We start from the raw sequence: 13,857 nt of genomic DNA, 5'->3' as shown, positions 1-13,857 counted from the left end.
CCCATGATCGACAACGGATCCGATGACGGGTATCTGATTTCAAAGGGGTACTCCCATTATATCTTTGCCCTCCTCTTCCTCCTCTACATGTTTGACTGGCTTGACAGGATGGTGGTGGTCTCCCTCTTCCCTTTCATTAAGGCCGATTGGGGATTGACCGATACCGAGTGCGGCATGTTGATCTCCGGTGTGTCGTGGTCGATTGTGGTCCTGACATTTCCTGTTTCCATATTCATCGACAGATGGAGCCGAAAAAAGAGTATCGGACTGATGGCTTTGCTCTGGAGCCTTGCCACAGCCGCCTGCGCCTTTACCCGCAATTATGTTCAGCTCTTTGTGGCGAGGACCGTTATCGGGGTCGGCGAGGCAGGCTATGCCCCTGGAGGGACGGCCATGATCTCCGCCCTCTTCCCCGGGGAAAAGCGCGCCAGGATCATGGGGATATGGAACGCCTCAATCCCCTTGGGGAGTGCGATCGGTCGTCGTCAGCTTATAATCTTCACCCAATGAATGGAGGAGGAGACCATGCAAGAGGTAGTGATCGTCAGTGCCGTTCGGACGCCCATCGGCGCATATTGCGGCATGCTGCGAGATGTCCCTGTGGAAAAGCTTGGCGCAATTGTCCTTGCTGAAGCCATCAAGAGGGCACATATCAAGCCGGAGGAAGTGGATGAGGTGATTCTGGGGCAATCGTTTCCAAACGGGGAATGCCCCAATGCCGCACGGCTGGCCCTTCTTGAGGCCGGGTGGCCCGTTGAAATCCCCGGTTTTACCATAGACAGGCGGTGTTGTTCGGGGTTGCAATCCATCTGGTCTGCAAACCTGCAGATCAAGGAAGGAGATGCAGCGTGGATCGTTGCCGGTGGGGTCGAAAGCATGAGCCGGGCCGAATTCTACATCCCCGGTGAGTTCCTCAAATGGGGGGTTGGCGGCAGGGTGGACCCGAAGTGGGGGTTTTTCCCTCGACAGCACGGCAGCCTGGCGCTCTGGGGACTCCCATTTTATGACAGGATCCAGCGGGGCAGGCCGATGCACCAGCCCATAAAAAGATTCGGGGAGTTGAATTCGATGATGACCTGGGCCGAGACCGCGGCAAAGAACGAGGGGATCAGCCGGGAAGAGGCGGACAAATGGGCGTTCCGCTCTCACCAGCGCGCGATCGCTGCCATTGATTCGGGAAAATTCAAGGCGGAAATTGTGCCTGTGGAGGTGAGACAGAAAAAGGAACAGGTCCTTTTGGATACAGACGAAACCCCACGCCGTGACACCACCCTGGAGAAGCTGGCGGGACTCAAAACGGTTTACGAAGATGGGATTTGCACGGCAGGTAACTCTTCCAGTGAAAATGACGGTGCGGCGGCCCTGGTGTTGACAACTCCTGAAAAGGCCAGAGAACGTGGCCAGGAACCGTTGGCCCATGTCAGGTCATTCGCTGTTGCCGCAGCCGATCCTACCCTGACGTATCCAGCCGTGCCGGCGGCGGTAAACAGGGCGCTTAAGAAGGCCTCTTTAAACATGAATCAGATCGATCTCATCGAGATTCAGGAGGCCTTTGCCGCGCAGGCCCTGGCAGATGCCAAATTGATGGGTATCGACGAAAAGGATTTGGATAAAAAGGTAAATGTGAATGGATCCGGAATTTCCTTGGGACATCCTATCGGGGCAACGGGTTCCATCCGCCTCACAACGCTCATCCATGAAATGATCAGACAAGAGGCCCGCTATGGCCTCCTGACCATCTGTGGGGGTGGAGGATTGGGGATCTGTACGATTCTGGAGAGGAAGTAGAGAATTCCGTGGTAAAACTGTTGATATTTAACCGCAAAAAGTGAGATTTGTTGACAACAGGGAAATTTAATGGAAAGCCTCCCTCTTTGGAGTTACTACTGGACCTTCATTTTTTTTGTCATTTTATTCGCAAGTATAATTCAAGGGATGACCGGCTTTGGTGCGGGGTTGCTCGCTGGTCCTACACTTGTTCTTTTCTTGGAACCGAAACGAGTCGTAATTATTCTAATGTTTACCGGTATCGCCAATTTGCTTTTCGTCGTCTACCATGCCAGAAGGCATATATATGCCGCCCGAGCCTTGCCCCTAATAATTCCTGCTATCCTCGGCGTCCCTCTCGGAACGTACATTCTTTATATGGTGGCGTCTTCTGGAACGAGTCTTGCCATTGCCTTCATTTCTATCATCTTTTCCATTCTCTTGTTAATGGGGTATCATATGCCCATTAAAAGGGAGGCCATGGCATCGTTAGGCGTAGGGTTCGCTAGCGGTGTCATGTGTGCAGCGGTTGGTATGGGCGGACCTCCTCTCATTTTATTCCTGTCTAACCAGAAGTGGCCAAAAGAGATATTCAGGGGCACAATTGCCGTGCTTTTCCTACTTACCGGCACCCTGTCTATTATCTTATACGTACTTGCGGGCATAGCAACAAATTCTCGCGTAATTGAGAGCTTGTCATTGGTCCCTGCAGGAATAATTGGGTTTTATATTGGCAATGTTATATTTAATAGGGTGAGTTCATTCCTGTTTATGAAAATATCCCTATCACTGATTTTTATTACAGGTCTTATCTCCCTCATTATAAATCTATTCAGGATATTTTGAGTCATCCCGGGCGAACGAGATAGCCATCCTTTCATATGAATGGGTTAAGGGGGAGGTATTTTCTCTCGATTATTTGCAGGAGGGGTTGAATATGCTGCCACTTGCTTTGATACGAAAAAAGAGGCTTTGAATCCGCTCCATGGTAGGCCTTGGCTATAACGAAATAGCGCTTGTCGCTCTGGCCGTGTTCGGTTCAGCAATAATCAAGAACAGTGTCGGCATCGGAGCGGGAATTTTCCTCCTTCCTTTTCTCGCCTTGGTATTTCCCGCCAAGCTGGCATTGGGGTTGGGAGCGCCGGCGATGTTGATCTCTGACGTGGTAGGGCTCAGGAACTATTGGAGAGAGTGGAACAAAAAGGAGCTGGGCACTCTCATCCCGCCTGCTGTAATGGGTGTGTTCGTCGGTGTCATCATTATCAAAATGGTTCCAGACACAATGTTTAAATTCAGTGTGGGCGTTGTGGCGATACTCTTTTCCGCCTACCACATAAGTAAAGCTGTCTTTAAGGGGAAAGACAAGGGTCTCAAACGGGTCGGGCAGTCCGCCAATACCAATAGATACGTGACGCTTCTTTTCGGATTTCTCGGAGGAACGGCAAGCACCGTCATCCATGCCGGGGGCATGGTCATGTCCATTTATCTGCTTCAGCAGCCGGTAGACAAGAGGGCCTTTGTTGGGACCCTCGTCTCATTTTTTGCTGTTCTCAATGTTCTCAAGTTAGGTGCTTATTTAAAAATCGGCATTATTAGTTCCGAGGTTGCCTTGTTGGTGGCTGCGATGTCTCCCATCATCATTCTTGGGGGATGGTTTGGGAATCTCCTGAACAAGCGATTCTCGCAAGACTTATTTAGGATTATCGTGCTCATGATCATTTTTCTCATCGGGATGAGACTTATGTTCGCCGGGCATTGATATCCGTAACAGTAATAACAGTAATGTATGATTTAACCGGAATTGAGGCTTGACTATTTGGCCGGTATCCCGAGATCAGATACGAAATCGTTTCCAAAATGCTTTGTCTTCATCTTGCCAATCTTGTCCGAATTTAGTGTCATAGTATCCCACGAACCTGTCCAGCCAGCGCTCCAAAAAGCCCTTATTCTCCTTCTTGGCCTCAAGGACATCGTTTAGATAAATAGCAATATCGGCCATTTTTTCCTTGGGCACATAAAAGGCGGCCCCCCTTTTAAATGATTTTACGGTATCATCCACACTCAGGCTGTGACCGGTAAGCATCACCGCGATGACGTTTTTTTCGTTGGCGATGTCCAGTAGTTGATACCCGTCAACCCCCATAATATCCAGTATGCTTATATCAAAATATTCATTTTCGAGATGCTTTTTGGCTTCTTCAAAGTTGTGAGCCTTTACCACATCGCACATGGGCAGCAGCGCTTCCAATGATTCCAGGACATCCTTCTCATCATCCACAACAAGGACCTTTTTACCCTCCAACATATGTTTGTTTGACATCGTAACCCCTTTCTGTTGTGGCTTCACCCAAAATGAGTGTACTTCAGTCCTAAGCGAAATCTATCTGCTCAGGAAAAACTACCGGTTTTCTGGCCACGCCACTCTTATATTCTGTTTTCGAAACATTCATTCCAGTATGAGCCAATTTAAGACTCCGAAGTGAGCGCTATTCTCATCTTTGGCCCATGGATCAACATCCGGCCAACCTATTCTGACCAAACTTTATTCCATCGACTACAATACGATTTAGAGTTACGTGACCCATCAAAAAATAGCCATTTCGTCAAAAGGTATCCGAATTAGGGGATATGCCTAATTTTTTCATCCGATACTGAAGGGTGGATCTGGGGATCCCCAATAACTGGGAGGCGCCATGTTTTCCTCCAGTGCGCCCTCCACATCGTTCCAAGGCCTGTTGAATATGCTTTTTTTCCATCTCATCTCTTGTCAAAAATTGGATTTCCTGTGTTGGGCCTTCTTCGAAAGCAAATGGATGGAGAAGCCGTTCGATATCCGCTTCAGTAAGCTTTTGACCATTGCTGAGAATCGTTATTTTTTCAACGGCATTTTGGAGTTCCCTGACATTCCCCGGCCAATGATACTGACGAAGCGCGTCCATTGCCGATGAGGAGTATTGTGCCTCGGGCCTTTGCATTATTTTTGCAAAATTGGAGGAGAAACATCGAACTAAAAGTTCAATATCTTCAATGCGTTCTCTCAACGGGGGGATCTCAAGAAGGATTGTGTTGATGCGATAAAAAAGATCTCGACGGAATTTTCCGGCCCTTATGTTTTTTGTCAAGTTTTGATTCGTGGCGGAGATGATTCTGAAATCAGCTGAGATGGGAGTGCTTTCTCCGACGCGTTCAAAGGCTTTATCCTCAAGCACCTGAAGGAGCTTCGCTTGGTTTTGCAGAGGAAGCTCTCCTATCTCATCGAGAAAAATGGTTCCCCCATTCGCCATCTCAAAACGCCCTATTCTTTTAACTGTCGCACCGGTGAAGGAGCCTTTCGCGTGTCCAAAGAATTCGCTCTCAATCAGTGACGAGGCTAACGACGCACAGTTCACTTTAACGAACAAGTTCTGGTTCCGTGGACTATGATTGTGTATGTATCTTGCAACAAGATCCTTCCCGGTTCCTGTTTCGCCAATAATCAATACCGGGGCGTTGGATTCTGCAACCAAATCCATATCATTCTTGAGTTTGCTCATCTTGCGGCTCGTAAAGTAGAACGCCTCATTTGCCTTATTTATTTTTTCTAATACAAATCCCTTTTGTTTCTCAAGTGCCTCATTTATGTTTCTTAGCTTCTCATAAGAAAGCATATTGTCAATTGCAATAGATACCTGTTTACACAATTCTTCCACAAAACCAGCCAATTCCATTATGTTTTCCGGGCACTTCTTGAAAGAGCAATGCAGCGAACCTATGATTTTATCTCGAATAATAAGTGGAAAGGCCATCGTGGATGTTAAACCTGCCATGAGCATGGAATCCGCCGAAGTCCAATGCCCAACACTTGAGAGATCTTGGATAACGATCGGTTTTCCCGATTCTATAACCATATTGGCCACCGCCCCTGCTGATAAAGGGCGACTGGTTTCACAGCTGATGCCATTCGGTTTAATTCCTTTTGCAGTTGCAAAATAGGTAATGGAACTGTCCATGGGGTCGTAAAGTTGAATGCTGCAACGGTCGCAAAGACAAACCTTCGTGAGCTGGGTGGCGATTGCTTCAAAAAGGCCCTCCCGTGTCTTCTTTGCAATAATTGCATTGTTAATGTTCAATAGGCATTCATATTTTTGTTTCGATTGCCAAGGCATTTGGCTCCTCCAGTGCGAAGGTGATTTTGGTAGGATCTATGTTCTTATAATGAAAGTGAAATAATTGTTCAAGCCCAAAAGTCGGCGGACAAATCGAAAATTCGGCTATTTGGAGCACTTATGTGACTAGCGACTGAAAATTAGCAATAAAGTTAACCTGTTATATGTAAAAAAGATGCGGCACAGAATTTGCTGGAATGATTGCGGGTATGGGAGGTTCATCCATTCAAAAAAATTGATATCAAATGTGATGAGCATAAGGAGGCGTTGGGCAGACTGGAAAGCGATTGATATTTTGTTAGATATTCGTCGACGGCCGTCTTGTACAAGGTGCCTGCTGTCAAAACGAGCAACAAAAAGGAGGAGACATAATATGCCCAATACTCACGTGATGTCCACGGACGCCTATATGACAAGGAGTCAAATGTGGGACGCAACCGGCATGTGGGCCTGGGTGCTGCATCGAATCACCGGTCTTGGCCTTGTGTTTTACATCTTGCTGCACACGGGCCTTATGGGGACATCTCTTTTGGCCGGCAAAGAGAATTTTGATTCAACCCTATCGATTTTAATGGGTCATCCTGTTTTCGAATCTCTGGACATCTTGTTGCTTGGAACAGTGCTTTACCATGGCCTCAACGGTATTCGAATATTGTTGTTCGATATAGGCATAGGTGTACGGGTTCAAACTCAAAAGAACTTATTTTGGATATTCATGGGTGTAGGGGCTATCCTGTGGTTTTGGTTCATTTTGGTGAAACTCGGTTATTGAGGAGACCAGAGAATGCATGCTTGGACGTGGGTTTTACAAAGAATCAGCGCCGTTATCTTAATCATTGCATTAGGATTGCACATAGGATTTCTTCACTTCTCTAATACCGGAGAACCCCTCAATTACGGCGAAGTTGTCGCCCGTCTCAAGACGCCGGTTCTTATCGTGTTCGATATCCTGCTGTTGACCTTCGGTCTATATCATGCCTTGTACGGCCTATATTCTGTTTTCCTCGACTTTGATTCCGGTAAGAAAGAAAGGGTGATTGTGCTGGGACTCTTTGTCGTCGTGGGACTGGGTATTGTGGGTTTTGGAATCTTCGGCCTCCTTTACACTGCCCGTTCGCTTTGAACGGTTCATAAGGAAAGGGTCCATTTGTTGGAGATAAGAAATGTCTAAGCCACTGCAAGTAAAGGTTTTCCGTTTCAACCCTGAGAGTGACGTCGCACCCAGGTTTGACGATTTCGAAGTGCCTGTTTTCGATAATATGGCTGTGTTGGATGTAGTCATTTATATTCAAAATTACCTTGATCGCTCACTTTCTTTTCGGTTTTCCTGTCGTATCGGGATGTGCGGGTCGTGCGCCATGTATGTGAACGGCAGGGCCCGCCTGGCCTGCAGGACCCAGGTATCTTCTCTAAAAACCCGAGACATCACCATTATGCCGCTGCCTAACTTCCCTATCATCCGGGATCTGGTTGTTGATATGGAGCCGTTTTTTGATAAATGGAAAAAAATAAAGCCTTATTATATTCCCAAAAGGGAGATAGATGCGCCGGTCACTGTCCAGCCCGAGTCAAACGAACGGGAGTTCATCGATGATATGCTGGATTGTATCAGTTGCGGTTGCTGCTATTCGGCCTGTTCCATGGTCGCGACCAACAAGGACTATTTAGGGCCGGCAGCACTTAACAGGGCCTACACCTTAATTGCTGATAAACGGGATGCCATAAGGGTTGAAAGATTGAAGGCCGTGGATAGATCATACGGTGTTTGGCGCTGTCACACACAGTTCAATTGTGCGGAAGTCTGCCCCAAGAATATTGTTCCCACCCGGTCTATTCAGCGCTTGAAACGACGTTGCGTATTGAAAAAGTTCGGCATATTCAAGTAAAGGACCTTAAATAAGGAGTGAATGCATTGTGGAAGTCTTAAAGGCCGACATACTGATCCTTGGCGCAGGGGGCGCAGGACTCTTTGCCGCCTTGCATGCATACGACAGCAATCCTCGTCTCAAGGTCGTCATGGCGACCAAGGGATTGCTCGGGAAGGGTGGATGCAGCAGGATGGTACAGGGAGGCCTTAATGTGGTCCTGAACAAAATGGATTCCCTGGAGAATCATTTTCAAGACACCCTCAAAGGCGGCGGGTTCATCAATAACCAGGAACTGGCCTGGACACTGGTGAGTGATGCGCCCAAAGCGGTTCACGAACTGGAGGTAAAAATTGGGTGTTTCTTCGATCGCGGTGAAGATGGAAAAATTCATCAGAAGCCTTTTGCAGGCCAGTCTTTTGACCGCACAGTTCATGTGGCTGACCTGACAGGGATCCAGATTATCAGCCGGATGACGGATCAAATATATGCCCGCGAGATACAGGTGCTTGAAGAAACCAGGGGGCTTGATTTACTGAGTTCCAAGGACGGGCATCGAATCGTGGGGGCACTCCTATCCGATATCAGGACCGGAGAGATCTTCGTTGTGAACGCCAAAGTGACGATTGTTGCCACGGGAGGCTGTGCATCCATGTACAAAATATCAGCGCCGTCTTTTGACAAGACCGGTGACGGGATGGCCATCTGTTTCAGGGCCGGGGCAGAATTCGTTGATATGGAGATGGTCCAGTTTCACCCCACGGGCCTGGTCGCCGGACGGTCCCGACTGAACGGCAGTCTCCTGGAAGAAGGTCTCAGGGGTTCAGGCGCCAGGCTCTATAACGGCCTGGGTGAACGATTTATGGAACGATACGATCCTGATCGTCTGGAAAGATCGACCCGAGATCGGGTTGCGCGCTCCAGTTTTATGGAGATCATGGCAGGAAGAGGGACGGAGAACAATGCCGTATATCTGGATGCAAGCCATCTGGGAGCCGAATTTGTGGAGCAAAAATTTCCGGGCATGGTGGAGAGGGTAAAAGATATCGGAAAGGATCTGGCCAGGGAAAAGGTGGAGGTCACCCCTACGGCGCATTACCAGATGGGGGGGGTCAGGATAAATACCCACTGCCAGAGCAATTTAGAGGGCCTGCTGGTGTGTGGTGAAGATGCGGGCGGGGTTCATGGGGCCAACAGGCTTGGGGGAAACGGCATCTGCGATTCAACGGTCTACGGTCGGAGGGCGGGAGACGCGGCCGCGGCTATGGCATTCGAAGAAGATCTTCACCCCTATCAGGAGACCGAGGCCGAGAAGATGAGAATGCACTGGCTGAAGCCTTTTTTGAGAGGCACAGGAGAAAACGTCTATGAGATTCGAGATGAAATTGAAAATCTCATGTGGGAAAAGGCGGGTCTGGTACGTACGGGTAAGCAATTGGCAGAGGCCTGGGATTGCCTGGTCCAGTTCATGGAAAAGATTGATAAGGCCAACGTGGCGGACAGATATCTTTCTCGATACAATCTGGAATGGAACCATATCATTGATGTGACCAACCTGATCACCGTGTGCAGGCTGGTTGTCAATTCGGCGCGCCACAGGGAGGAGAGCCGGGGCGCTCATTACAGAGAAGATTTTCCAGCAACTGATAATGAGAAGTGGTTGAAAAATATCTACCAGAAAAAGGCTGATGGATTTGAGCTGGAATTAACAGAAAAGCCCGTTGAGTTCAATCGGTTTGAGCGGGAGAAAATAGAAGACCGATTTTTTGAGAGAGTCAAGAAACGCTGAGGAAATGGTGAAAGAGAAACTCGGTTTCAATCGTGGGCTTCGGGAACAAAAAGACGACAGTTTGGATAAACTCTGGAAAGGTCTTAGATGCCGCGCCTATTTGAAGCGTTAATGCGGCCATGGTCAAGATGACCATGACACAAGGGAGGAACTATGTTTGTCGATGAACGGATCTATACGCTGCATGCGGGCCAGGTGCCTGTTTTTCTCAAACTCTACGAGGAGGAGGGGATGGAATGCCAGCTGCGTATTCTCGGCAAGATGGTGGGCTATTATTTCACTGATATAGGTCCGCTGAACCAGATCGTGCATATGTGGGGGTACGAAAGCCTTGACGACCGGTTTGAACGCCGAAAAAAATTACAGGCCTCGGCCGAATGGCAGGCCTATGCGAAAAAGATGCGTCCACTCGTGGCGCATGTGGAAAACAAGCTCCTCGTGCCGGCACCGTTCTTTAAAATACCCTAAAAGGCCCGCGAAATCGGCCGCATCTGAAACCCGACAACCTGGTCCGGCAGAGCGATCACACCCAGGCCAATCTCGCGGCATGGCACAAAATCCAAGAACTTTCTGGGCGCGCGCCTATGAGGATCTTAACCGATAAGACATCAACCTCTCGGCATGGTGTCCCAGAGGACGGTATTGCAAAAAAAGATTCTAAACATCGAAGTCATCATGAATAATCCGATATCCCGCATGTTGGCGCAATGGAAATAGGTAACTTCTGAAATTTCGGAGTTGCTGACTTCTGGAGATATCCAGGTGATAGCTCCTGTGTCATACAAAGCCTGCCCCACCTTACCATAACTTTCGCCAATCGCAGATTATGAATAGAAAAAGCCACCGACATGGCTGCAATCAAATGGTTTGCAGCCGGCCGTACCATGTGGTAAATTGACCCTAAATCGGCGCAATTCGAGTTGTCAAATAGCAGTCTTGGCGTTCTCTTGAACACGGCCCGAATTTCCGCTGATCCGGGCTGCAGGACAAGTGCAGGAGAGATGGGGTGGCGTAAGAGACGTCAATTGGCGGAAAAAAGCTAATAAGGAGGTGTCGCATGGCCAGATTATTTTTAATCGCCAATTTGCTGGTTGCATCTTCTGCGATTACTGCGATGGCACAGGAATTTGAGGTGGATATTATTGAAACATCCGCCGGTGATTTGAGAATCACCTTTATAGGCCATGGTTCGCTGATGTTTGTTTTTGGGGAGAAGGTTATCCATATTGATCCTTGGAGCAGATTAGCCGATTATTCCAAGATGCCGAAAGCCGATATTATCCTGTTGACCCATGAGCATCGTGACCACCTGGATCTGAACGCGTTGGACCTGATCCGCACTGAGAAAAGCCTGTTGGTATTGACTGAAACCTGCGCAAGTCAGGTCAGAGATGGTATTGTGATGAAGAACGGAGATGCCAAGACGGTGGGAGGATTGCACATAGAGGCTGTGCCCGCCTACAATCTCGTTCACATGCGCGGTGAAGGGGTACCTTTCCATCCAAAGGGGATCGGCAATGGCTATGTGATGACCTTCGGCGACAAAAAGGTTTATGTGGCCGGCGACACTGAAAATATCCCGGAAATGAAGGGACTTTCGGGGATAGATATTGCATTCCTTCCGATGAACCTCCCTTACACGATGACGCCGGAAATGGTAGCCGACGCTGTGAGGGCTTTCAAACCGAAAATCCTTTATCCCTACCATTACAGTGATACGGATGTATCAAAGATTGTGGATTTACTAAAAGATGTGAATGAAATAGATGTACGCATCAGGAAAATGAAGTAATAAGGGGTTCTTCTCAGGCGCGGCGGGGGATGGGAAGGCTTACCATCGCCCCGATCAACGGCTTGACCTCACTTCTTTTTGTTCAAATAATGCAAGATTTCATTTTTGTGACGATCCACATAGGCACAGCTGGGTTCAGTCCCACATGAACGGCATTTCAGATCATAGGCCGAGTTGAGTGTCCGGCATTGAGGGCAGGCGTAATGCTCAAGCATTTCTCCATACCACCGGGCATATCCCACCTCTTTTATCCGATTCTGGTTCTTCCACACTTCAATTCTATGGGGTCGCAGTTCCTTGAAGGTGCGCAACTCGCGACACGGATATTCGTCACATTCCACGCAAAAATCGATGCCTTTCTCTTTGGCGCATTCCACCATTTTGCATTCATTTTTGCAGAAGTAACTCCGCTTCTCCGAGCGGCACCCGTGACATTCCCATGCGTCCGGCGGGGTATGATAAATATCTGCCACGCCTTTCAACCGTTGGGGTTCATTTTCTGCCGTGCCGATAAAGAGCGTACAGGCCGGGCAGAACAGCCCGCAAACAGCGGCAAGTCTCTTATCCGGAAAGGAATCGTTTTTTGACGTCATCGGTTCTCCAAGGGTGATTAAAAAGACATAAAGACAGCAGCATTCAATATCTCCTGCTCCGCATGCGTTCAAGACTTTCAATGAGTACCAGCAAAAGGCCAAACCACACCAGCGAAAAAGTGATCAATCTTCCCGAAGGAAAATTTTCTCCATAAACACAATATCCCAGTATGCCCATGAGGGTCGGAGCGATGTACTGCATCATACCGATAATGGAGTAGTTGAGTTTTTTGCTGGCCCTGATAAACCAGATGAGCGGCAGGGTCGTAACAAGGCCTGCTGAGAGCAAAAGACAGTTGATCAAGACACCCTGGTGCATGAATGCAAGAGAATTTTCTCGGGACAGGTAGAACAGGTAACCGATTGCAAGGGGCAGCATTATCAACGTTTCAATGAGTAATCCCTCACTGCCGGCGATATTGGTCTTTTTCCGGATCAGCCCGTAGACCCCGAATGTGCCCGCCATGATCAGCGCCAGGGTGGGAAATTGGCCGAACCGCCAAATCTCCTGGGTGACGGCGACAGCTGCAAGGAATACTGCAATCTTTTGGACCCGGGTCAGGCTTTCCCTGAGAAACACGGCTGCGAGCGCCACGTTCACCAACGGATTGATGAAATATCCAAGGCTGGCCTCGAGCACTCTTCCCGATACGACGGCATAAATATATGTCAGCCAATTGACCGTCAGCAGTAGGGCGCTGGCCACAAGCGGCCACCCATTGCGTTTGATCTGATTGAAGACTTCTCCGAAAAAGGCCCTATCGGTGATCAGCAGTAAAATCACCAATACCACGGTGGACCAGATAATCCGATGGGATACGATCTCCATGGGTGAGACTGTCGAAAGCGCCTTGAAATAGAAGGGTGTGAGTCCCCAGAAGACGAATGCGGCGCCTGCCAGCAGAAAACCTGTTCTTTGATCATTTGCCATCATCAACGAATTTTCTTTCCATTCGCCTCGGCCAACAGGAGGTCAAAAAATTCTGCCCCGGCTTTTTCCACCAGGGCTGCAAACCTTTCACCGCCGCTGCTGTGCGCCTTATAGTTCCGGACACACCATTTGACCAGATGGCGCACTGTATCCGTATCATAGAGGCCGGTGAGTTGGGTCGCAAGTCTTGGATGACGGCCGAGTTTGCCGCCCACCAGCAGGCGATACCCCTGCTCCCGGCAGCGTATCGTGCCGGTGGAGCAGACCTTAATGCACTGGCCGCATTGGACGCATCGATCCCAGTCAAATACCGGGCCGGAGGCGGCCGGATCAATCGCCACGGCCGCCTCCCTGCACACGTCCTGGCAGGCGCCGCATTCACTGCACACGGCCTCCGTTCGCTCCGGCGCGGCTGCACCGATAATCCCGATATCCCTTATTTGCGGTTGGACCAGGCATTCGGGCAGTCCGCCAGGGTCACGCGGAATTCATGGTGAAACTTCAAGGGTCCGGTTATTGTCTGCTCCAAAAAGCCTCGCAAATTTTCCTCTGAAAAGACCCTTTCAATCGACCGTATCAGGCCGTCATTTTCAATAATCCGATTGGGGCACCCCTGGGAACCGAAGCAGGCGTCCACCTGAAAACCCTTCACCTCCTCATCCATTCGGGTCAAAAAGCGCTTTTTGACGGCCCTTACATCTTCCACCGTCACCACTTCCCGGCCCTCCGCCGAAACCTGCGCCTCCACCCGCTGACGGGCCCTTTTCCGAACAAAAAACGGCGCTTTTTTGATCTCCGCATCCGCCTGTGGCAGCCATTTCATCATCTGTTTTCACCCTTCTAGCAGCCTGTCGGACTTACTATGCGGCTCTGGCGCGAGTCTGACTCATTAGCTGCCGACCGAGAAATGGCCTAAAAAAATGACCTCGGGGCGACTTTTCTCTTGCATTTCCCTTTGGGTTTCGATATAATTTT

The 13,857-nt window shown here is 49.1% G+C and carries 14 protein-coding genes and 1 pseudogene; 10 read left to right on the top strand and 5 right to left on the bottom strand.

The features are described from left to right. Positions 1 to 3: 3 nt before the first annotated feature. The 4 genes from K9N21_00075 to K9N21_00060 all read left to right on the top strand — a co-directional run bounded on the left by K9N21_00075 (position 4) and on the right by K9N21_00060 (position 3,526). Positions 4 to 510 (top strand): MFS transporter, encoded by a 507-nt coding sequence (locus K9N21_00075; protein MCF8142293.1) that lies wholly within the window; start codon positions 4 to 6, stop codon positions 508 to 510. 15 nt (positions 511 to 525) lie between these two features. Continuing rightward, the gene (locus tag K9N21_00070; protein MCF8142292.1) at positions 526 to 1,788 is read left to right on the top strand and encodes a thiolase family protein; all 1,263 of its coding nucleotides are present in this window, start codon (positions 526 to 528) and stop codon (positions 1,786 to 1,788) included. 69 nt (positions 1,789 to 1,857) lie between these two features. Beyond that, on the top strand, positions 1,858 to 2,613 hold the full coding sequence (locus tag K9N21_00065; protein ID MCF8142291.1) for a sulfite exporter TauE/SafE family protein: 756 nt from the start codon (positions 1,858 to 1,860) through the stop codon (positions 2,611 to 2,613). A 139-nt stretch (positions 2,614 to 2,752) separates the two neighbouring features. Continuing rightward, positions 2,753 to 3,526: a sulfite exporter TauE/SafE family protein gene (locus K9N21_00060; protein MCF8142290.1), complete on the top strand. Its 774-nt coding sequence runs from the start codon at positions 2,753 to 2,755 to the stop codon at positions 3,524 to 3,526. Positions 3,527 to 3,601: 75 nt separating this feature from the next. On the opposite strand, the gene K9N21_00055 is transcribed toward K9N21_00060, so the two are convergent. Next, on the bottom strand, positions 3,602 to 4,087 hold the full coding sequence (locus K9N21_00055; protein MCF8142289.1) for a response regulator: 486 nt from the start codon (positions 4,085 to 4,087) through the stop codon (positions 3,602 to 3,604). Between the two features lie 283 nt (positions 4,088 to 4,370). Then, the gene (locus K9N21_00050; protein ID MCF8142288.1) at positions 4,371 to 5,912 is read right to left on the bottom strand and encodes a sigma-54-dependent Fis family transcriptional regulator; all 1,542 of its coding nucleotides are present in this window, start codon (positions 5,910 to 5,912) and stop codon (positions 4,371 to 4,373) included. A gap of 391 nt (positions 5,913 to 6,303) precedes the next feature. Between K9N21_00050 and sdhC the strand changes: the two genes are divergently transcribed. From sdhC to K9N21_00020, 6 genes are all read left to right on the top strand, one after another. Continuing rightward, entirely contained in the window at positions 6,304 to 6,684 is a 381-nt protein-coding gene (sdhC, locus tag K9N21_00045; protein ID MCF8142287.1) for a succinate dehydrogenase, cytochrome b556 subunit, read from the top strand. 12 nt (positions 6,685 to 6,696) lie between these two features. After that, entirely contained in the window at positions 6,697 to 7,035 is a 339-nt protein-coding gene (sdhD, locus tag K9N21_00040) for a succinate dehydrogenase, hydrophobic membrane anchor protein (GenBank protein ID MCF8142286.1), read from the top strand. A gap of 40 nt (positions 7,036 to 7,075) precedes the next feature. Continuing rightward, positions 7,076 to 7,798, top strand: coding sequence for a succinate dehydrogenase iron-sulfur subunit (locus K9N21_00035; GenBank protein ID MCF8142285.1), 723 nt, complete (start codon positions 7,076 to 7,078; stop codon positions 7,796 to 7,798). Between the two features lie 28 nt (positions 7,799 to 7,826). Then, positions 7,827 to 9,566, top strand: a complete 1,740-nt coding sequence (locus K9N21_00030) for an FAD-binding protein (GenBank protein ID MCF8142284.1) — start codon at positions 7,827 to 7,829, stop codon at positions 9,564 to 9,566. A gap of 153 nt (positions 9,567 to 9,719) precedes the next feature. Beyond that, positions 9,720 to 10,034 carry an NIPSNAP family protein gene (locus K9N21_00025; protein ID MCF8142283.1) on the top strand — a complete coding sequence of 105 codons (315 nt, stop codon included), beginning with the start codon at positions 9,720 to 9,722 and terminating at the stop codon, positions 10,032 to 10,034. A 589-nt stretch (positions 10,035 to 10,623) separates the two neighbouring features. Then, positions 10,624 to 11,358, top strand: a complete 735-nt coding sequence (locus tag K9N21_00020; GenBank protein ID MCF8142282.1) for an MBL fold metallo-hydrolase — start codon at positions 10,624 to 10,626, stop codon at positions 11,356 to 11,358. Between the two features lie 68 nt (positions 11,359 to 11,426). On the opposite strand, the gene K9N21_00015 is transcribed toward K9N21_00020, so the two are convergent. The 3 genes and pseudogenes from K9N21_00015 to K9N21_00005 form a co-directional block, all read right to left on the bottom strand. Further along, the gene (locus K9N21_00015) at positions 11,427 to 11,951 is read right to left on the bottom strand and encodes a DUF3795 domain-containing protein (protein ID MCF8142281.1); all 525 of its coding nucleotides are present in this window, start codon (positions 11,949 to 11,951) and stop codon (positions 11,427 to 11,429) included. Positions 11,952 to 11,994: 43 nt separating this feature from the next. After that, complete coding sequence (rarD, locus tag K9N21_00010; GenBank protein MCF8142280.1) at positions 11,995 to 12,885, bottom strand: EamA family transporter RarD; 891 nt, start codon at positions 12,883 to 12,885, stop codon at positions 11,995 to 11,997. Further along, positions 12,885 to 13,705, bottom strand: a pseudogene (locus K9N21_00005) (4Fe-4S binding protein). Before K9N21_00005 ends, rarD begins: the two are co-directional and overlap by 1 nt. Positions 13,706 to 13,857: the final 152 nt, after the last annotated feature.

Source organism: Deltaproteobacteria bacterium (assembly GCA_021737785.1).
GTDB lineage: Bacteria > Desulfobacterota > DSM-4660 > Desulfatiglandales > Desulfatiglandaceae > AUK324.
The sequence above is the reverse complement of the archived record's forward strand: the minus strand, read 5'-3'. Positions and strand labels throughout refer to the sequence as shown.

Bases quoted from the DNA above. Each gene is read 5' to 3' on its own strand.
- K9N21_00060 (MCF8142290.1), top strand. From the start codon at position 2,753: ATGGTAGGCCTTGGCTATAACGAAATAGCGCTTGTCGCTCTGGCCGTG.
- rarD (MCF8142280.1), bottom strand. From the start codon at position 12,885: ATGATGGCAAATGATCAAAGAACAGGTTTTCTGCTGGCAGGCGCCGCA.
- K9N21_00075 (MCF8142293.1), top strand. From the start codon at position 4: ATGATCGACAACGGATCCGATGACGGGTATCTGATTTCAAAGGGGTAC.
- K9N21_00020 (MCF8142282.1), top strand. From the start codon at position 10,624: ATGGCCAGATTATTTTTAATCGCCAATTTGCTGGTTGCATCTTCTGCG.
- K9N21_00035 (MCF8142285.1), top strand. From the start codon at position 7,076: ATGTCTAAGCCACTGCAAGTAAAGGTTTTCCGTTTCAACCCTGAGAGT.
- sdhD (MCF8142286.1), top strand. From the start codon at position 6,697: ATGCATGCTTGGACGTGGGTTTTACAAAGAATCAGCGCCGTTATCTTA.
- K9N21_00015 (MCF8142281.1), bottom strand. From the start codon at position 11,951: ATGACGTCAAAAAACGATTCCTTTCCGGATAAGAGACTTGCCGCTGTT.
- K9N21_00050 (MCF8142288.1), bottom strand. From the start codon at position 5,912: ATGCCTTGGCAATCGAAACAAAAATATGAATGCCTATTGAACATTAAC.
- K9N21_00070 (MCF8142292.1), top strand. From the start codon at position 526: ATGCAAGAGGTAGTGATCGTCAGTGCCGTTCGGACGCCCATCGGCGCA.
- K9N21_00065 (MCF8142291.1), top strand. From the start codon at position 1,858: ATGGAAAGCCTCCCTCTTTGGAGTTACTACTGGACCTTCATTTTTTTT.
- K9N21_00055 (MCF8142289.1), bottom strand. From the start codon at position 4,087: ATGTCAAACAAACATATGTTGGAGGGTAAAAAGGTCCTTGTTGTGGAT.
- K9N21_00025 (MCF8142283.1), top strand. From the start codon at position 9,720: ATGTTTGTCGATGAACGGATCTATACGCTGCATGCGGGCCAGGTGCCT.
- sdhC (MCF8142287.1), top strand. From the start codon at position 6,304: ATGTCCACGGACGCCTATATGACAAGGAGTCAAATGTGGGACGCAACC.